Genomic DNA, 19,280 nt, shown 5'->3' with positions numbered 1-19,280 from the left:
TGCTCACAGCACCTTGCGGGGCAGCCGCAGGCTCAGCGCCACCGTCGCGGCCACCGCCGCGAGCTGCGCCGCCAGCGTCCACACCAGCGCGTCCTGCACGCCCACCGAACTGGAGAGCGTCAGGAACAGCGTGCCGAGCGTCGCCACGCCGAGCGCCAGGCTGGACTGCTGGGTGGTGGCCATCGCGCCGCCGCCGACCCCGGCCTGCTCGGCCGGCACCTCGCTGAGCACGATCCTGAACACCACCGGCAGCACGAACCCCTGGCCGAAGCCGGTGATCGCCATGCTGGGCGCCAGCGCCCACACGCCGAGGTCGGGCCAGCCCCAGTGGAACGTGGCCGCCAGCGCGACCAGGCCGACACCCTGGATCAGCGAGCCGGCCGTCACCGTGCTCCGGCCGAACCTGGCCACCGCCCGCGGGCCGAGCAGCGAGGCCGCGAAGAAGGCCGCGCACAGCGGGGCCAGCGCGGCGCCCGCCTTCAGCGCGCCGAAGTGCAGCCCGTCCTGCATGGCCACCGCGAGCACGAACATGAACCCGCCGAAGCCGAGGCCGAAGGGCAGGATCAGCAGCAGGCCGCTGCGCACGCTGTGGATGCGCACCAGCGACGGCGGCAGCAGCGGGTCGCCGCCGGTGCGCTCGCCGCGCCGCTCCACGGCCACGAAGGCCGCCGCCGCGAACGGCGACAGGGCCAGCAGCACCCACGACCACAGCGGCCAGCCGGCCGCCCGGCCCTCGGTCAGCGGCAGCAGCAGCGTGATCAGCGTCACCGCGAGCAGTACGGTGCCGGACCGGTCGATCTTCGCCGGGTTCGGTGACCGGGTCTCGGGCACCGAGCGCAGCGCGAGCACCAGTGCCACCGCGGCCACCGGCACGTTCACCAGGAAGATCGCCCGCCAGCCGCTGCCGGCCAGGTCGGCCGAGACCAGCACGCCGCCGAGCACCTGGCCGACGACGCTGGCGATGCCCGCGGTCGCGCCGTAGTAGCTCAGCGCCTTGCCGCGGGAGCTGCCGGAGGTGGCGGCCTGGATGGTGGCGAGCGCCTGCGGCAGCAGCAGCGCGGAGGCCGCGCCCTGGGCGACCCGGGCGGCCACCAGCGTCCACGCGCTGGGCGCGACACCGCAGGCCAGCGAGGTGGCGGCGAACAGGCCGAGACCCCAAAGGAACAGGTTGCGGCGGCCGAACATGTCGCCGAGCCGGCCGCCGAGCACCAGCAGCACGGCGTAGGCGACGCCGTAGCCCGCCACGACCATCTCCAGAACCGCGGGTCCCGCGTTCAGGTCGCGGTCGATGGTGGGCAGCGCCACGTTGACGATGAAGAAGTCCACCATCGGCAGCGCCGCGCCGAGCAGCACGGTGAGCAGCCCGAGGGCGCTGAGACCGGGAGGCGCGGCAGGCGCGGGGGACCGGGTGGACGAATCGGGGGACGCATCGGAGGACGGGGTCCTGGCCGGTGCGCCGATGCGGGTCACGCGGGGCAGCACCTGGGCCCGGGATGTCGAAGTCATCTGCATTCGATCGGTCACACGGTCTACGGTGGACCTGTTCTCAGGGTGGTACCAGAGAGCGTTTATCCAGGTATAGGAAGCACCTGGCAACCGGCTGCCAAGAGGAGCACCCTGGGAATATGACGGTCATCAGCGGCACCTCGCACGAGTTCGGGACCGGGACCGGGACCGGCGGCCCGGACATGTCGGGCCCCGGCGGCATGGACGGCGTGCAGCCCGAAGCCTCCGCCGCCGACGTCACCAGCAGCCGCCGGCACGAGCTCGCGTCGTTCCTGCGCAGCCGCCGGGAGCGGATCTCGCCGGAGCAGGTCGGGCTGCCGCCCGGCCGCCGGCGCCGTACGCCGGGGCTGCGCCGCGAGGAGGTCGCGCAGCTCGCCGCGGTCGGCGTCACCTGGTACACCTGGCTCGAACAGGCCCGGGAGATCCAGGTCTCCAGCCAGGTCGCCGACGCCATCGCGCGCGCCCTGATGCTCGACAACACCGAGCGCCGGCACCTGTTCACGCTGGCCGGCACCCAGGACCCGCACCCGCTGCTCGACTGCCCCGGCATGTCGCCGGCCGTCCGGTCCATGCTCGACCACCTGGAGCCGCTGCCCGCCGCGGTCTCCAACAGCCGGTACGACATCGTCGCGTACAACCGCACCTACGGCCGGCTGATCACCGACCTCGACGCGCTGCCGCACGAGGACCGCAACCTCATGTGGCTGTCCTTCACCGACCCGGTCTGGCGGGAGCGGATGGTGGACCGCGAGGAGAACATCCGGCTGATGGCGGCCAAGTTCCGCGCCTCGATGGCCCAGCACCTGGCAGAGCCCGCCTGGAAGGAGCTGCTCAAGCGGCTGCAGGGCGCCTCGCCGGAGTTCTGCGAGCTGTGGGAGCGGCACGAGGTGATCCAGCCCGACGGCCACCTCAAGCGGTACGTCAACCCGGACGTCGGCATGCTGGTCTTCGACTTCACCCACCTGTGGCTCGGCCCGCAGCACGGCCCGCGGCTGACCACGTACACCCCCGCCGACGCCGTCACCCGTGAGCGCCTGGAGCGGCTGCACGCGCTGGTGCTCGCCGAGCAGGCCCCGGTGGCCGTCTAGCGGGAAGCCTCAGCCCTGCTCGGCGTCCGGGGAAGCCTCAGCCCTGTTCGGCGTCCGGGCCGACCAGGGACGCGGTGATCCGGTCGAGCGCGGCCAGGTCCGCCGCCGGGAGGTCGCGCAGCGCCGGGGGAGGGGTGCCCAGGATCGCGTTCGCCCGCTCGGCCGCCGCGCGGCCCGCCGGGGTCACGCTGACCACCTTGCTGCGCCGGTCGGTGGGGTGCTCCTGGCGTTCCACCAGGCCGCGCTTGGTGAGGTCGTCCACCGTGAGCGTCAGATAGGGCCGGTCCGAGCCGAGCTTGGCGGCGAGCTCGCTGAGCGTCATCGGCTCGGTGGCGGCGTTGATCCGGCGTAGCACCTTGATCCGGAAGAAGCTCATGCCCAGGGCGTCGGTGACCTCCTTGCGGCGCTCGCGCTCCAGCACCAGCTGGCTCATGTTCCGCCAGATCCGGGCGGCGGCCTGGCCGGACGGGTCGGGCCGGGGCGGCTGCTGCGCCGCGTCCGCCCCGCCGCCGGCCGGCGCGTTCGTCGTCATCGGGTGCTCACCGGAACTCGGTCGTCCTCCGCCTCGGGGGTCAGCAGGTGCGCCGTGCGCTCCGCGGTGCCGCGGGCCCAGCGGCCGGTGGTGAGCATACCGAGCAGCAGTACGGTCGCCCCGCAGCCGGTGATGATCCACCAGGACGCGGTGTGCAGCCCGGCCGCCAGCGTGGCGCCGACCACGGCGACGCCGAGCGACTGCCCGGTCTGCCTGCTGGTGGAGGCGACCGCGGCCGCCACCCCGGCCTGCGAGCGCGGCATGCCGGACACGGCGGTGTTGGTGATCGGCGCGTTGATCAGCCCGAAGCCGATGCCGAAGAGCACGTACGAGGTGAACAGCAGCGTGTTGGACGACTGCGCGTCGAGCGCGGCGAGGATCACCCCGCTCGCCGTCATCGCCGTCCCGGCGAGCACCAGCGGCAGCCGCGGGCCGCGGCCGGCCACCAGCCGTCCGGACAGCGGCCCGAAGACCAGCGTCATCGCCGCCATCGGCAGCATGTACAGGCCCGCGTCGAGCGCGGAGAGCCCGCGGTCGTTCTGCAGGTAGAGCGTGTTGAGGAAGAGGAAGCCGCCGAGCGCGGCGAAGCCGCTCACCGCTATGACGGTGGCCCCGCTGAACGGCACGCTGCGGAAGAACCGGGTGTCGATCAGCGGATCGGTGCGCCGCTTCTCGTACGCCGCCAGGCCCGCGACGGCCAGTACCGACACCGCGAAGCAGCCGGCGATCAGCGGTGACGTCCAGCCCGCGTGCGAGCCCTCGATGATGCCGTAGGTCAGCGAGCCGAGCAGCGCGATGACCAGCAGCTGGCCGACCGGGTCGATCCGGCGGGCCCGCGCCGCGCGGGACTCGGGGATGAACCGGGAGGTCAGGACCAGGGCGACCACGCCCACCGGCACGTTGATCCAGAAGATCGACCGCCAGCCGATGGTCTCCACCAGGGCGCCGCCGACGATCGGTCCGGCCGCCATGCTGATCCCGACCACCCCGCCCCACATGCCGATCGCGCGGGCCCGCTCGCGGGCGTCGGTGAAGGTGTTGGTGATGATCCCCATCGCGACCGGGTTCAGCATCGAGCCGCCGACCGCCTGCACCATCCGGAAGGCGATCAGCCAGCCGAGCCCCGGCGCGATGCTGCACAGCAGCGAGCCGAGGGTGAACAGCACCAGGCCGATCCGGAAGATCCGCTTCCGGCCGATCCGGTCGGCGGTGGAGCCGGAGAGCAGCAGCAGCGAGGCGATCACGACGAGGTAGGCGTCGATCGTCCACTGGAGGCCGGAGACCGATGCGTGGAAGTCGCGCTGCATCGAGGGCAGCGCCACGTTGAGGATCGTGTTGTCGAGGCTGACGAGCAGCAGGCTCATGCAGCAGATCGCCAGGATGAGCATGCGGCGCCGGTACGACAGCTCAGGCATGGAGGGGGTCTCCAGTGGTTGTATGAATTAAATCGTTGTTATCGTACAACGACTTTGCGGGCGCGGTCCACGGCACAATGGAGCGCATGACCGCTGACATCGCCCCGGCCCGCTCGGCCGCCCTCTCGATCGGCCCGCACGCCGTGCGCCCGCCGGTCGTGCTCGCTCCGATGGCGGGCATCACCAACGCGCCGTTCCGCACGCTGTGCCGGGAGTTCTCCGGCGGCAAGGGGCTGTTCGTCAGCGAGATGATCACCACTCGCGCGCTGGTGGAGCGCAACGAGAAGACCATGCACCTGATCCACTTCGACGCCACCGAGACCCCGCGCTCGATCCAGCTCTACGGCGTCGACCCGGTGACCGTCGGCAAGGCGGTCCGGATGATCGTGGACGAGGACCTGGCCGACCACATCGACCTCAACTTCGGCTGCCCGGTGCCCAAGGTGACCCGCAAGGGCGGCGGCTCCGCGCTGCCGTTCAAGCGCAACCTGCTGCGGTCGATCCTGCGCGAGGCGGTCGGCGGGGCCGGCGACCTGCCGGTCACGATCAAGATGCGCAAGGGCATCGACGACGACCATCTGACGTATCTCGACGCCGGCCGGATCGCGGTCGAGGAGGGCGTCACGGCGGTGGCGCTGCACGGCCGTACCGCCGCCCAGCACTACGGCGGCACCGCCGACTGGGACGCGATCGCCCGGCTCAAGGAGCACGTCCCGGAGATCCCGGTGCTCGGCAACGGCGACATCTGGTGCGCGCAGGACGCGGTGCGGATGATGCGCGAGACCGGCTGTGACGGGGTGGTCGTCGGGCGCGGCTGCCTGGGCCGGCCGTGGCTGTTCGGCGACCTGGTGGCGGCGTTCGAGCCGGGCGAACAGGCGCCGGCGACGCCCGACTTCGGGCAGGTCGCGGTGGTGATGCGGCGGCACGCCGAGCTGCTGGGCGAGTGGATCGGCGACGAGGCGCGCGGGGTGATCGACTTCCGCAAGCACGTGCCCTGGTACACCAAGGGGTTCGCGGTCGGCTCCGAGGCGCGGCGGGCGCTGGCGACGGCGTCCTCGCTGGCCGAACTCGACGACCACCTCGGCGGCCTCGACCTCACCCAGCCCTGGCCCGCGCACGCGGACGGGCCGCGCGGGCGTACGGCGGCGGGCAAGCGGGTGGTCCTCCCGGACGGATGGCTGAACGACCCCTACGAGTGCGCGGCCCTTCCCGAGGACGCGGAATCCGATACCTCGGGCGGCTGAGCCCATGTGATTCCAGTCACGCCTGATGATCCTTGCGCTCAGACGAGCGCACATCAGAGCGCCGTATCTCTCGAATGAATGGCACTCCGTGCCACCCGGGTTCGTCCACGGCGTGGCGCCAGCGCTCACCCACCGTCACCGCAATCCCTCTCACCCCTCGCTCTGCGAGACCACCCCTTCGAGTCATGAACGCAAGGCGAACCCCCCGCACCCGCCCGACCGCATTGGATCTGACGGCAGACGAGCGGTTACGACCGTGTGTCGTGGTGATGGACATACTTCCGCGCCTTGGAGATGGGTACGCTCCCCGCCGTCAGGGCAACCCGGTCCATCCGGTCGCGAGGAGTCGAGAGCCTGTGTCGGCACGGCAGAAAAAGCAGAAATTCGTCTACGACTTCACTGAGGGCAACAAAGACCTCAAGGATCTGCTCGGCGGGAAGGGTGCGAACCTCGCCGAGATGACCAACCTCGGCCTGCCCGTCCCCCCGGGGTTCACCATCACCACCGAGGCCTGCCGGGTCTACCTGGAGACCGGCGCCGAACCGGCCGCCCTGCGTGACGAGGTGAGTGCGCACCTCGACGCGCTGGAGCAGCGGATGGGCAAGACCCTCGGCCGCGCCGACGACCCGCTGCTGGTCTCGGTCCGCTCCGGGGCGAAGTTCTCGATGCCCGGCATGATGGACACCGTCCTGAACATCGGCCTGTCCGACGCGTCCGTGGCCGGCCTCGCCGCGCAGGCCGGCAACGAGCGGTTCGCCTGGGACTCCTACCGGCGCCTGGTGCAGATGTTCGGCAAGACCGTGCTCGACGTGGACGGCGAGCTGTTCGAGGAGGCGATCGAGGCGGCCAAGCGGGCCAAGGGCGCCGACAGCGACCTCGGCCTCGACGCGGCCGACCTCAAGCAGCTCGTCGAGGACTTCAAGGCGATCGTGGCCAGGGAGGCCGGCCGGGAGTTCCCGCAGGAGCCGCGCGAGCAGATGGACCTCGCGGTGCGCGCGGTCTTCGACTCGTGGAACACCGAGCGCGCCAAGCTCTACCGCCGCCAGGAGCGGATCCCGCACGACCTCGGCACCGCCGTCACCGTCTGCTCGATGGTCTTCGGCAACCTCGGCCCCGACTCCGGCACCGGGGTCGCCTTCACCCGCGACCCGGCCACCGGCCACCAGGGCGTCTACGGCGACTACCTGCAGGACGCGCAGGGCGAGGACGTGGTCGCCGGCATCCGCAACACCGTGCCGCTGGCCGACCTGGAGACGATCGACAAGGCGTCCTACGACGCGCTGATGAAGATCATGGAGACGCTGGAGACGCACTACAAGGACCTGTGCGACATCGAGTTCACCATCGAGCGCGGCCACCTGTGGATGCTCCAGACCCGGGTCGGCAAGCGCACCGCCGCCGCCGCGTTCCGGATCGCCACCCAGCTGGTGGACCAGGGGCTGATCGGCGAGGCCGAGGCGCTGCAACGGGTCAACGGCGCCCAGCTCGCGCAGCTGATGTTCCCCCGGTTCGACGACTCGGTCGCCGACAGCAGCAAGGTGCGGCGGATCGGCTGGGGCATCGCCGCCTCACCGGGCGCGGCCGTCGGCAAGGCGGTCTTCGACTCGTACACCGCCGTGAAGTGGTCGCGCTCCGGTGAGCGGGTGATCCTGATCCGCCGCGAGACCAACCCCGACGACCTCAACGGCATGATCGCCGCCGAGGGCATCCTCACCTCCCGCGGCGGCAAGACCTCGCACGCCGCCGTCGTCGCCCGCGGCATGGGCAAGACGTGCGTGTGCGGCGCGGAGGAGCTGGAGGTCGACACCAAGCGGCGGCGGCTCACCGCCCCCGGTGGCGTGGTGATAGAGGAGGGCGACCTCATCTCGATCGACGGCTCCACCGGCAAGATCTACCTCGGCGAGGTGCCGGTCGTACCGTCCCCGGTGGTCGAGTACTTCGAGGGCCGGATGCACGCCGGCGCCGACGAGGCCGACGGACTCGTCCAGGCCGTGCACCGGGTCATGGCCTACGCCGACCGGGTCCGCCGGCTGCGGGTGCGGGCGAACGCCGACAACGCCGAAGACGCCTCCAGGGCACGGCGGTTCGGCGCCCAGGGCATCGGCCTGTGCCGCACCGAGCACATGTTCCTCGGCGAGCGGCGGGAGTTGGTCGAGCGGCTGATCCTGGCCGACACCGACGAGGAGCGGGATACCGCGCTCGGCGCCCTGCTCCCGTTGCAGAAGGCCGACTTCATCGAGCTGCTGGAGGCGATGGACGGACTGCCGGTCACCGTACGGCTGTTGGACCCGCCGCTGCACGAGTTCCTGCCGGACATCACCGAGTTGTCGGTACGGGTCGCGCTCGCCGAGTCCCGCAAGGACTCCAACGAGAACGACCTGCGGCTGCTCCAGGCCGTGCACAAGCTGCACGAGCAGAACCCGATGCTGGGCCTGCGCGGGGTGCGGCTCGGCCTGGTGGTGCCCGGCCTGTTCGCGATGCAGGTACGGGCCATCGCCGAGGCCGTCGCCCACCGCAAGGAGGTCAAGGGCGACCCGCGCGCGGAGGTGATGATCCCGCTGGTCGGCACCGTGCAGGAGCTGGAGATCGTACGGGACGAGGCCGACCGGGTGATCGCCGAGGTGGAGGCGGCCAGCGGCAGCGCGCTGAAGATGGCGATCGGCACCATGATCGAGCTGCCCAGGGCCGCGCTGACCGCCGGGCAGATCGCCGAGGCCGCCGAGTTCTTCTCGTTCGGCACCAACGACCTGACCCAGACCGTCTGGGGCTTCTCCCGCGACGACGTCGAGGCGTCCTTCTTCACCGCCTACCTGGAGAAGGGCATCTTCGGCGTCTCCCCGTTCGAGACCATCGACCGCGACGGCGTCGGCGCGCTCGTCCGCTCCGCCTGCGAGGCCGGCCGGGCCACCCGCCCGGACCTGAAACTCGGCGTCTGCGGCGAGCACGGCGGCGACCCGGAGTCCGTGCACTTCTTCCACAAGGTCGGCCTCGACTACGTGTCCTGCTCCCCGTTCCGCATCCCCGTCGCCCGCCTGGAGGCCGGCCGCGCCGCCGGCGCCCCCTGACACCCCTGACCGGGCCGGACCCGGACCCGCCGCCGGTCGGCCCCTTGCCCTGGGGGCCGATCCCTCACCGCCCGGCGGCCCCCCGGCCCACCCGCCGGGGACGGCGCTTCGTGCGGAAGCGCCGTCCCCGGCTTCTCTCCGTCGGCCCTGCGGGGGCCCGTTGACCCGGCGGGCGGTTCGCGGGAAGCTCGCCACGGAGGACGACAGGCGCACCGGGGGTTTCACCATGCTTGCGGCCAGACGGATCATCGTGAAGGTTTCTGCCCTCGTCGGCTGCATGCTCATGGTTTCGCTGGTCCAGGACGGGACCGCCCCCGCGGCGACGCCGCTGACGTCCGCGTCAGCTGTCCGGATCACGCCCACGCCGTCCGCGTCGCCGCCATCCATGCCCGCGCCTTCCGCGTCGCCGCCTCGGACCCGCGGCCGGCACGACCTGGGGCCCCACCTGTGGGAAACAGCGCGTGGCGCGAAGGTCTGGCAGCGCATGGTCGCTGACAAGAAGACGAACAAGGGTGGCGCGGGCGCGAACTACGGCGCGGTGTGGATGCGGATCAACGACCTCGACCCCATGACGGTCAAGCGGCTCAGCTCGACGAAGCTGCAGAACATGTGGCGGGCACAGGACAAGAAGTTCTCCAGGCCCTACACCACGTGGACCGTGCGCACAGCGAAGAGCATCGCCGAGGAGGACCCCGCGCTCTACGCCGAGCTTGTGCAAGACGGCCTGACACCCGATGACCAGGTCCTCGAAGTGGTGGGAAAACAGTCGCCCAGCATGCAGAAGAACACCATTGCGAGGCATACCGAGAACCTCATGCTCCTCGCAGTGTCAGAAGCCGAGTTCATGAGCGATGAGCTGCGTCGGGGGAGGACGACCGCTGAGATCGACGCGGACATGGACAGGAAAAAGGACTTCCAGAGCGCTGCCGACACCTCCAGCGACCGCGTCATCAGCGGCGTCTCGAACAAGCAGCCCTGTGACAAGTGCGCACGCTTCGCTGGCAAGTTCGACTATGCGTCCCCGTATCCCGTGTCCGCCGAGGAGTTCTACAAGGTCGTCCTGGCGTACAAGGCCCTCCTCAAGGCGGCGAAGCAGAAATCCAAGCCGATCAAGGACAAGGCGCAGAGAGTCTTCCGCACGGGCAAGGGTTCCGACAGCTCTCTCGCTGATGAGCTGAGCGGACCGGACGCGGCCCCCGGCGGCATCGACTTCTCGTCGCTGGAGCTGCGGTATCTCGCCGATCCCGGCGATGGCAGCGGTGTGCGGTACTCCTTCCAGGCCCCGGTGTCGGCCACCGGCGACAACCGTGCCCTGACGGGCCTGACCGCCGCCCAGCAGACGTCCGACGCGTTCTTCGTGTGGCTGGAGCTGAACCCCTCCGCCTTCTGGGTCAACCTCAATCCCACCGAACCCGACCGCGTCGTCGACTCCAAGCTGGGACAGACCGACGCCGGCCGCATCATGCTCCAGGCCGATCTGCAGATGAAGAAGAGCGTCGGCACGCTCATCCACCCCGACACCGCGCTCGGCAAGAAGTACTGGGGCGAGCTGGCGGGCGACTGCATGTCCTCCCGTACCTGGATCGTGCCGGAGCCCGCCAAGGTCTATCAGGACGGCGACAAGCTCTACATCCTGGACGCCCCGCTGAACGTGAGGATGGAAACCGACTACCTGAGTTCCCAGGCCAAAGGGGCCTTTCCCTCCTGCCCGAAGCAGGGCAAGGCCACCGAGTCGCACAACGAGCAGGTGTTCCGCAGCCTGATCCTTCCCGAGCTGAAGCACGCGATCAACACCGCTCCCGAGTACGCCGAGCTGCGCCGCGTCTATCTCGCCCGGGTCGCAGCGCAGTGGTACCGGACGCTGAGCACTACCAAGCACACCGCTTATGCCGGACTCGTCGACCACGGTGACATCGGTGACTGGACGACGAAGACCGGCTGGAAGCCGACCGACACCTTCCACGCCTACGTCGACTCCTACACCAACGGTGAGTTCAACGTCACCCGCAAGTCCACCCACGGTGACACCGTCAGCACCCGCGTCTACACCTATGGCGGAGTCGACCTGAGCCAGGTGCCCTTCCAGAAGGTGACGAAGGAGCAGTTCACCGCACAGCACGCCACGCTGGCCAGGAGCGTGGACCAGTCGTTGGCCAGTCCGTCGGCAGATGTCCGGGACGGCATGATCCTGCTCGGTGCGCCGACCCCCCGGGAGGCGGCCAGGGACTCCGGCGCGACCGCGTGGCCGGGGGCCGTGCGCCTGGCGCTGCGCCTGCTGGTCCTGCTGGCCGTCATCCTCCTCGGGTTCCTGATCGTCAAGCGCCGCAGGCAGTCGCTTCCCGCCGCCCCGCCTGCTGCCCGTACACCGCCTGCTGCCCGTACACCGCGCACCGCCTTCGGTGTGGCACGCGAGCGTCGAGCGCTGTACCGCAGTCTCGGCCTGCGCCCGGACGCGGCACGCCCGGAGGCTGACCCCGCGCCGGCAGCGGATGCCCGGCCCGCCGCCGCGGTCTGTACCCCGCAGGACCTGACACTGGTCCTGGGCCATCTCGGCCGCCCCGGCCTCGACCGCTTCCCGGCGAACGAGGCCATGGTCGACGGGATCGGCCGTAGCATGGCCGCCGGACGACCGCTCTCCGAGGGCGAGAGGAACTTCATGCTGCACCAGCTCACCGAGGCGCGGCTGATGAACGGCGGAACCGGCTACCCGGACGCGCATGGGGCGGCTCTGCTCACCCACCCGCCGGCCAGGCACTACACGCCTGAGGTGATCGACCGGTTCCCGGAGCTGTTCAACGACAACTGGCGCCGCGCGTGGGGAATGCGACCGCGGTGATCGTCGAAGTGAACGGCAGACGCGCGGCGTTCCGCACGGACGAGCCCACGGCGGTGTTCACCGGTGCGCACGTCGCCCACCGCGTCAGCCCCGGCTCAGCCACGCACGGGCCCGACGGTGAGCTGCGGGCGGTCGTGGAGATCCTACGGCCGTTCGGCGGCACGATGGCGCGGGCGCTGCTGGGCGCCGCTTTCTCGCCCCGCCCCGCCGGCTCAGCGACCATCTACGAGGTCCGCTCGGGCACCGCACTGGAGCTCGGCAGCGCGGCGGCGTGCGCGAGCCGACTCGGCGGGCCCCTGGTCGCCGGGCTGCCGGTCGACTTCGCCGACGCCGTACTCGACGGGCTGACGGAGAACGCCGCGGACGCGCCCCTGCCGTCGGGCGTACTGCGCGTGGACCGGGCGGCTTTCGACGAACTGTATTCGTCCGAGCTGTCGTTCAGGCTCGTGGCGGCACTGCTGCACCGTGCGGTCCGTGCCCTGCTGTACGGCACCAGCCCGGCCGAGGCCCTGCGGACCACTCTGAACGCCTGGTGAGGTGAGGCGGCAGAACCTCAGCGGCGCCCACTCGGCGCGGCTGGGGCCGCCGGGAGCAGGGTGGTGACCGCCGTGCGGATCGGGGCCAGGTCGATGTCCGTGGGGATCGACGACTCCTCCGGCCAGTCGTCGCGGAGTTCGTCCACACCGAACAGGGCGCGCACGAAGCGCGGGTAGAGGGTGCGGCCCAGGAGGTCGCGGGCGGTGGAGCGGGCGTCCGGGGCCGGCAGGCCGTACCGGTCGCCGAGGAACGTCGCCAGCCGCTCTTCGGCGGTGTCGAAGATCGCCTCGTAGTACCGGCCCGCGGCCTCCGGGAGGCGGTCGGCCTCGGCGATGCCCAGCCGGCAGGTGCGCAGCGAGGGCCCCCACACGAGCATCTGCAGGAAGCGCCCGCAGAACAGGGTGACCGCCTGCGCGGGGTCGTCCCCGTAGTGCGCGGGCGTCTTCAGCTTGTCGAGATACAGCTCGCGGACGAGGTCCACCACGGCCAGGAAGAGCTTGTCCTTGCTCTCGAAGTGCGCGTAGAGCGTCCGCTTGGACGTCTCCGCCCGCGCGGCCAGCACGTCCATCGAAGCCCGCTCGAAGCCCATCTCCAGGAAGACGTCCTTCGCCGTCAGCAGGATGTGCTTCCGCAGTTCCGCACCGCGCCTGGCCATGCCTCGTCCTCTCCTTGCAAAAAGTAAACGGTACGGTAGAGTTTACTTCTGTTCCGCCCTGACAAGGAGAAACAGATGATCGTCATCACCACACCCACAGGCAGTATCGGCCACCAGGTGCTCGCCCATGTCCTCGACGGGGTCGCCGGGGTCGCCGGCGGCGGCGAGCAGGTCCGGGTGATCGTCCGCGATCCGTCCAGGCTTCCCGGTGACGTGCGCGAGCGCGTCGACGTCGTCCAGGGGTCGATGACCGACATGGGGACGGTCGGGAAGGCGCTCGACGGCGCCGGCAGCGTGTTCTGGGTGGTGCCGCCGAACCCGCGGGCCGCGAGCATCGCGGGGCACACGCTGGACTTCGTCCGGCCGCTGGTCGAGGCCGTCGCCGGCCAGGGCGTCGAGCGGGTGGTCGGCGTGTCCAGCCTGGGGCGCGGCAGGGCCAGGGACGCCGGGCAGATCTCGGCGATCTTCGCGCTGGACGACCTGGTGGAGAGTACCGGCGTGCACTACCGGTCGCTGTGCATGCCGGGGTTCATGGACAACATGCTCTGGCAGGCGCAGCCGATCAGGCACCACGGCACGTTCTTCGCGACGCTGCCCGGCGACTTCGCCACCCCCACCTGCGCCACCCGTGACATCGCCGCGGTCGCGGCCGGGCTGCTGCTCGACGGCTCCTGGACCGGGCAGGAGAGCGTCCCGGTGCTGGGCCCTGAGGACCTGTCGCCGAACGACCAGGCCCGGATCATTTCCGAGGTGCTCGGCCGGCCGGTCCGCTACCAGCAGGTGCCCGCCGAGGCGTACCGGGCCGACATGGTGCGGCACGGGATGACCGACGCCTGGGCGCGCGGCCTGGTCGGCATGTCGGCCGCGGTCGAACGGGGGGCCTACGCGGGCGAGTTGAACGCGCCGCGGGACAACGCGCCGACCACCTTCCGGCAGTGGTGCGAGGAGGTGCTCAAGCCGGCGGTGCTGGCCGCCTGATCCCCGGCCGCTTGATCCGCTGGTCGCCGTACCCCCGGCTGCCTGATCCCGGCTGCCTGTTCCCCGGTCGGCTGGTCGCCGGCCGCCGCCGGTCCCGGGCGCCCGCGGTCAGCCGTCCTCGCCGTCCGACAGGCATTCCTCGTACGTCGTCAGGGTCGCGACGAACAGCCGGCGTTCCGCCGGGGTGAGCGGGGCCAGGGCGCGCCGCCAGGCGGTGGCGCCGCGGGAGAGCCAGGCGTCGATCGCCGGGCGGTGGGCGGGGGAGATCGTGACGATCGTGCGGCGGCGGTCCGCGGGGTCGGGGGTGCGGTCCAGGATGCCCTGCCGGCCGAGGTCGCTGACCATCAGGCTGACGGTGGCGGGCGCGACCTCCAGCCGGGCGGCGAGGTCGTTGACCGACAGTGGTCCGTCGAAGAGCAGGTAGGAGAACAGCGACAGGTGGCGGGGCGCGAGCGAGAAGGCGTCCAGCTCCGCCGGGATCTTGATCCGCTTGGCCCGGCCGACCATCCGCGGCATCAGCCGCAGCAGCGTCCGGATCCCGTCGTCGACGCTGAGCCCGTCGGCCCTCTCGTCGGGCCCGGCCACTTCGCCGGGCCCGGCCGAGCCGCCCGGCCCGCCACCGTCCGAGGTTGACACCATGCCCGCCCCTCCATAGCTTTGGTCTCAAAGATACTTTGCTTGCAAAGCAAAGTTGTCATCTGCCCTCAGCCTATCGGAGAGGCCCCATGGCCGACATGAACGCGCAGATCATCAAGGAGTTCCGGGCCGCCGGCGGCCGGGTCGGCGGCATGTTCGCGGGCGCCGACCTGCTGCTGCTCACCACCGTCGGCGCCCGCAGCGGCGAGCTGCGGACCACGCCGCTCGGCTACGGCCGCGACGCCGACCGGCTCGTCGTCCACGCCTCCAACGCCGGCGGCGACCGGCACCCCGACTGGTACCGCAACCTGCTCGCGACCCCGCGCGCCGAGGTCGAGCTGCCGGACGGCGACGGCGGCATCCGTTCGCTGGCCGCGCGCGCCCAAGCGCTCGCCGAGGGCCCGGAGCGTGACCGGCTCTACGCGCGGCAGGCCGCCCGGGTCCCCGCCTACGGCACGTACGAGACGATGACCCGCCGGATCATCCCGGTGGTCGTCCTGCACCCGCTGGACCTGACCGTGCCCGACGCGGCCCGGAACGCCGCCATCGCCCGGCAGTTGACCGATGTGCACGCCGACCTGCGGGCGCGGATCGCCGCGCTGCGCACGGGCGGCCCCACTCCGGCGGCCGAACTCGCCCTGCACTGCCTGTCGTTCTGCGAGTCGCTGGGCGCGCACCACGCCACCGAGGAGGTGGTGCTGCCCGCCTTCGACTCCGCGTTCCCGCATCTCGCCCCGGTGCTGGCCAGGCTGCACCGCGAACACCGCGAAGTGGCCCGCGGCCTGGAGCAGCTGCGGGCCATGATCGCGGCCGGCGACAGCGGCGTCGCCGGCCGGCTCGAAGCGCTCTCGGCGGAGGCCGAGCGGCACTTCACCTACGAGGAGGAGCACCTGCTCCCCGCGCTCAGGACGCCTTAGCCGACGGCGACGCCGAGGACGAAGGTGAGGACGACGGCGAGCCCGAAGTGGAGGGCGACGGGGTCGCCTTGGGCGGCGTCCCGAACGTGACCGAGACGGTGGTGTAGCCCAGCGACGTCAGCAGCCGCTGGAGCATGGACTTGGTGTTGGTCTCGGCGCGGGCGCCCAGCTCGGTGGTCTTGGCCGCGTCCTGGATCTTCTGCGCGGCCAGCTCGTTCAACTGCTGGGTGTTGCCGGGGTTGTTGCCGAAGAAGTCGCCGATCCGGTCGAAGAAGCCGCGCTGCTGCGAGACGACGTAGGAGTGCTTGGGGTCGAGCGAGGTCCGCTCAAGTCCCGCGTGCGGCAGCCGGATCGACGCGGTCTTGCGGTCGTCCGACACGGTCACGGCGTCGGAGCCGATCGAGCCGAAGTCGACGTAGGCGTTCACGCTGCCCGCCCCGACGTACAGGGTGCGCTTGCCGCGCACCGACGACGGCAGGAACTTGGCGTCCTTCTCCAGGTCCACCACCACCTCGAAGTTGCCGCTCGCGCCCTCGTAACGGCTCATGTTCTGGATCGACTTGAGCAGTACCGGACCGCTGCGGTCCTTGTCCTTCTCGGCGAACGGATTCGGCAGGCCGGGCAGCAGATCCGCGCGGCCGAGCAGGAAGAAGAGCAGTCCCAGTACGACCACTCCGACGACGGCTCTGGCCCACCAGGGCATCCGGCCCGCTGCACTCTGCGTCACCATGGCAATGACACCTCCCACGGGCTCGGCTACCCGCGCGTTGCCATGTCATGACCCGCCATCGGTCCCGACATCAGATCCGACATCAGGCCCGGCACCGGTCAACCCGCCTCACATCGGCGGAAGTTGAGCCACCCGTACCGGATATCCGGCCACCGCCACCGTGTCGTCGTCCAGGCACCTGCCGGTCGCCAGGTCGAAGCGCTGCTTGAGGAGGGGCGAGGCCACATACGTCCGGCCGTCCACCGCGCCGAGCAGTCCGTGGGCGAGCACCGCGGCGCCGGTGAACGGGTCCACGTTGCCGATCGCGTACAGCCGCCCGGCCCGGTCCCTGAACAGCGCCGCCTGCGCGCCGCCGGGCAGCAGCACCGCCACCCCGCGGCCGCTCTCCAGCAGGTCCAGGGGACACGCCGTGGTCCAGCCGTTGCCGGACAGCAGCTGGACGGTCGCCACGCCGGTCGCGTTCGTCCCGGTCGCCGTGCTCATGCCGTCACCGTCGCGGACAGCACCAGCGGCGTCGGGTCGGGCTTGATCTGGTCGCGCTCGGCGGTGAACCGCACCGTCGGATCCGGGGTGTCGGGCGCGTTGACGAACGACACGAACCGCCGCAGCCGCTCGGGGTCGCCCACGGTGTCGGCCCACTCGTCGCGGTAACCGGCCACATGCGCTGCCATCAGTGCCTCCAACTCCGCGCAGACGCCCAGCGCGTCATGCACCACCACATCGCGTACGTGCTCCAGGCCGCCGGGGATCCGCTCCAGCCAGACGCTGGTCCGCTCAAGGCGGTCGGCGGTGCGGATGTAGAACATCAGGAACCGGTCGATCAGCCGCACCAGTTCGGCGTCCGAGAGGTCCTCGGCGAGCAGGTCGGCGTGCCGGGGCGTGGCGCCGCCGTTGCCGCCGACGTACAGGTTCCAGCCGTTCGCGGTGGCGATCACCCCGAAGTCCTTGCTCTGCGCCTCCGCGCACTCCCGGGCGCAGCCCGACACCGCCGACTTGAGCTTGTGCGGCGCCCGCAGCCCCCGGTAGCGCAGCTCCAGGCCGATCGCCATCCGCACGCTGTCCTGCACGCCGAACCGGCACCAGGTCTGCCCCACACAGGACTTCACCGTCCGCAGCGCCTTGCCGTAGGCGTGGCCGGACTCGAAGCCGGCGTCCACCAACCGGGTCCAGATCAGCGGCAGTTGCTCCACCCGGGCGCCGAACAGGTCGATCCGCTGGCCGCCGGTGATCTTCGTGTAGAGGCCGAAGTCCCTGGCCAGCTCGCCGATCACGATCAGCTTCTCCGGGGTGATCTCGCCGCCGGGGATGCGCGGCACGATCGAATAGGAGCCGTTCTTCTGCAGGTTGGCGAGGAAGTGGTCGTTGGTCTCCTGCAACGCGGCCTGCTCGCCGTCCAGTACGTGCACCGGCGCGCCGATCACCGGCGCCAGCGACGCCAGGATCGAGGCGACGGCCGGCTTGCAGACCTCGCAGCCCTCACCGCCGCGCGCGCCCTCCCGGCCGTGCCCGTCGAGCAGTTCGCGGTACGACGTCAGCCTCAGCGTCAGCACGATCTCGTACAGCTTGGTGCGGCTGTGCGCGAAGCACGGGCACAGGCCGCGGTCCACCTCGACGCCGTTCGCCTCCAGTTCGGCGTCCACCAGCCGGCCCAGCACGCTCACGCAACTGCCGCAGCCGGTACCGGCCTTGGTGCACTTCTTGACCTCCGCGACCGAGCGGCAGGACTGCTCGCCGACCGCCGCCCGCACCGCGCCCTTGCTGACCCGGTGGCAGCTGCAGATCACCGCCTCGTCCGGCAGCGCGGACGGACCGAGCGCGACCGGGGCCCCGGCGGCGCCGGCCGGCAGCACCAGCAGCTCGGCCGCGACCGGCGGCACCGTACCGGTCAGCGGGCGCAGCACCCCGTACGACTCGGTGTCGCCGACCAGCACCCCGCCGAGCAGCGTGCCGTCCTCGGCGACCACGAGCTTGCGGTAGATCCCGGCCCTCGGGTCGGAGTACAGCAGGTCCAGGCAGCCGTCGGCGGTGCCGTGCGCGTCACCGAAGCTCGCCACGTCAACGCCCAGCAGTTTCAGCTTGGTCGACAGGTCGGCGCCGGTGAAGCCGGGCCCGGCGTCCACCGCGGAGCCGTACGCCACCGCGAGGCCGGCCGCCACCGTCTCGGCCATCTCGTTGCCCGGCGCGACCAGGCCGTAGACCCGGCCGTCCGCGGTCAGCGCGCACTCGCCGATCGCGTAGACCGCCGGGTCCGCCGTACGGCACCGCTCGTCCACCACGATGCCGCCGCGCTCGCCGACCGGCAGGCCGCAGGCCCGGGCCAGGTCGTCCCGCGGCCTGACCCCGGCGGAGAAGACCACCAGGTCGGCGGCCAGCGCGGAGCCGTCGGACAGCGCCATCCCGGCCACCCGGCCGTCGCCGCCGGTGATGATCTCCTGCGTGCCCACCCCCGTGTGCACGCTCACGCCGAGCGCCTCCACCTTGCGCCGCAGCGCCGCCCCGCCGCCGTCGTCCACCTGGACCGGCATCAGCCGGGGCGCGAACTCCACCACGTGCGTGGCGAGTCCGAGCCCGGTCAGCGCGCCGGCCGCCTCAAGTCCCAGCAGCCCGCCGCCGACCACCGCGCCGGAGGTCGCCCCGCGGGCGTACGACTCGATCGCGAGCAGGTCCTCGATCGTGCGGTAGACGAAGCAGCCCTCCGCGTCCTTGCCCGGCACCGGCGGTACGAACGGGTACGAGCCGGTGGCCAGCACCAGCGTGTCGTAGCGGACGGTCAGGCCCGAGCGGGCGGTCACCGTACGGGCGGCGCGGTCCACCGACACCGCGGGATCGCCGAGGTGCAGCTCGATGCCGTGCGCGGCCAGGAAGCCGTCCTCCACCATGGACAGCTGGTCCGGGCTGGCGTTCTCGGAGAAGTACGAGGTCAGGTGCACCCGGTCGTAGGCCGGGCGCGGCTCCTCGCAGAGCACCACCACCCGGGCCCGCCCGGTCACGCCGCCCTCGGCCAGCGCCTCAAGGAACCGCTGGCCGACCATCCCGTGGCCGACCAGCACGATCGTCGATTCCGCGTCCACGAAGTCCATGCCAGGAAGCCTGCGGGGGAGCTGTTACCCGCCCGCATCCCCGCCATTACCCGGGGGCAAC

At 71.5% G+C, this 19,280-nt stretch carries 15 protein-coding genes; 7 read left to right on the top strand and 8 right to left on the bottom strand.

Annotated features, from left to right (window positions below; genetic code table 11):
• Positions 1-3: 3 nt before the first annotated feature.
• A complete protein-coding gene (locus ACQPW6_RS10100) occupies positions 4-1,512 on the bottom strand; it encodes an MFS transporter (RefSeq protein WP_433894482.1) in 1,509 nt (502 codons plus the stop codon).
• A gap of 194 nt (positions 1,513-1,706) precedes the next feature.
• Here ACQPW6_RS10100 and ACQPW6_RS10095 point away from each other — a divergent pair, with 194 nt between their 5' ends.
• On the top strand, positions 1,707-2,594 hold the full coding sequence (locus tag ACQPW6_RS10095) for a helix-turn-helix transcriptional regulator (RefSeq protein WP_433894481.1): 888 nt from the start codon (positions 1,707-1,709) through the stop codon (positions 2,592-2,594).
• A 37-nt stretch (positions 2,595-2,631) separates the two neighbouring features.
• On the opposite strand, the gene ACQPW6_RS10090 is transcribed toward ACQPW6_RS10095, so the two are convergent.
• Both ACQPW6_RS10090 and ACQPW6_RS10085 read right to left on the bottom strand, forming a co-directional pair.
• Positions 2,632-3,126 (bottom strand): MarR family winged helix-turn-helix transcriptional regulator, encoded by a 495-nt coding sequence (locus tag ACQPW6_RS10090; RefSeq protein ID WP_433889230.1) that lies wholly within the window; start codon positions 3,124-3,126, stop codon positions 2,632-2,634.
• Complete coding sequence (locus ACQPW6_RS10085) at positions 3,123-4,541, bottom strand: MFS transporter (protein ID WP_433889229.1); 1,419 nt, start codon at positions 4,539-4,541, stop codon at positions 3,123-3,125. The genes ACQPW6_RS10090 and ACQPW6_RS10085 overlap by 4 nt, the downstream gene beginning before the upstream one ends.
• An 86-nt stretch (positions 4,542-4,627) precedes the next feature.
• Here ACQPW6_RS10085 and dusB point away from each other — a divergent pair, with 86 nt between their 5' ends.
• From dusB to ACQPW6_RS10065, 4 genes are all read left to right on the top strand, one after another.
• Positions 4,628-5,785: a tRNA dihydrouridine synthase DusB gene (dusB, locus tag ACQPW6_RS10080; RefSeq protein ID WP_433889228.1), complete on the top strand. Its 1,158-nt coding sequence runs from the start codon at positions 4,628-4,630 to the stop codon at positions 5,783-5,785.
• Between the two features lie 356 nt (positions 5,786-6,141).
• Entirely contained in the window at positions 6,142-8,850 is a 2,709-nt protein-coding gene (gene ppdK / locus ACQPW6_RS10075; protein ID WP_433889227.1) for a pyruvate, phosphate dikinase, read from the top strand.
• 226 nt (positions 8,851-9,076) lie between these two features.
• A complete protein-coding gene (locus ACQPW6_RS10070; RefSeq protein ID WP_433889226.1) occupies positions 9,077-11,686 on the top strand; it encodes a hypothetical protein in 2,610 nt (869 codons plus the stop codon).
• The gene (locus ACQPW6_RS10065; RefSeq protein WP_433889225.1) at positions 11,683-12,222 is read left to right on the top strand and encodes a hypothetical protein; all 540 of its coding nucleotides are present in this window, start codon (positions 11,683-11,685) and stop codon (positions 12,220-12,222) included. Before ACQPW6_RS10070 ends, ACQPW6_RS10065 begins: the two co-directional genes overlap by 4 nt.
• Positions 12,223-12,239: 17 nt before the next feature.
• Here the strand turns inward: ACQPW6_RS10065 and ACQPW6_RS10060 are convergent, their stop codons facing one another.
• Positions 12,240-12,878 carry a TetR/AcrR family transcriptional regulator gene (locus ACQPW6_RS10060; protein WP_433889224.1) on the bottom strand — a complete coding sequence of 213 codons (639 nt, stop codon included), beginning with the start codon at positions 12,876-12,878 and terminating at the stop codon, positions 12,240-12,242.
• 75 nt (positions 12,879-12,953) lie between these two features.
• Between ACQPW6_RS10060 and ACQPW6_RS10055 the strand changes: the two genes are divergently transcribed.
• Complete coding sequence (locus tag ACQPW6_RS10055; RefSeq protein WP_433889223.1) at positions 12,954-13,856, top strand: NmrA family NAD(P)-binding protein; 903 nt, start codon at positions 12,954-12,956, stop codon at positions 13,854-13,856.
• A 108-nt stretch (positions 13,857-13,964) separates the two neighbouring features.
• Here ACQPW6_RS10055 and ACQPW6_RS10050 read toward each other — a convergent pair whose 3' ends face one another.
• Positions 13,965-14,495 (bottom strand): MarR family winged helix-turn-helix transcriptional regulator, encoded by a 531-nt coding sequence (locus tag ACQPW6_RS10050; protein ID WP_433889222.1) that lies wholly within the window; start codon positions 14,493-14,495, stop codon positions 13,965-13,967.
• Between the two features lie 86 nt (positions 14,496-14,581).
• Here ACQPW6_RS10050 and ACQPW6_RS10045 point away from each other — a divergent pair, with 86 nt between their 5' ends.
• Positions 14,582-15,409, top strand: a complete 828-nt coding sequence (locus tag ACQPW6_RS10045; protein WP_433889221.1) for a nitroreductase/quinone reductase family protein — start codon at positions 14,582-14,584, stop codon at positions 15,407-15,409.
• Here the strand turns inward: ACQPW6_RS10045 and ACQPW6_RS10040 are convergent.
• From ACQPW6_RS10040 to nirB, 3 genes are all read right to left on the bottom strand, one after another.
• A complete protein-coding gene (locus ACQPW6_RS10040) occupies positions 15,396-16,139 on the bottom strand; it encodes a DUF4230 domain-containing protein (RefSeq protein ID WP_433889220.1) in 744 nt (247 codons plus the stop codon). The two genes, ACQPW6_RS10045 and ACQPW6_RS10040, sit on opposite strands and share 14 nt — an antisense overlap.
• 108 nt (positions 16,140-16,247) lie before the next feature.
• Positions 16,248-16,622 carry a nitrite reductase small subunit NirD gene (gene nirD / locus ACQPW6_RS10035; protein WP_433889219.1) on the bottom strand — a complete coding sequence of 125 codons (375 nt, stop codon included), beginning with the start codon at positions 16,620-16,622 and terminating at the stop codon, positions 16,248-16,250.
• Entirely contained in the window at positions 16,619-19,219 is a 2,601-nt protein-coding gene (gene nirB, locus ACQPW6_RS10030) for a nitrite reductase large subunit NirB (RefSeq protein WP_433889218.1), read from the bottom strand. The genes nirD and nirB overlap by 4 nt, the downstream gene beginning before the upstream one ends.
• Between the last annotated feature and the right edge of the window lie 61 nt (positions 19,220-19,280).

Source organism: Streptomyces sp. CA-111067 (assembly GCF_050956065.1).
Classification (GTDB): domain Bacteria; phylum Actinomycetota; class Actinomycetes; order Streptomycetales; family Streptomycetaceae; genus Actinacidiphila.
This window is presented reverse-complemented; position numbering and strand designations above follow the sequence as displayed.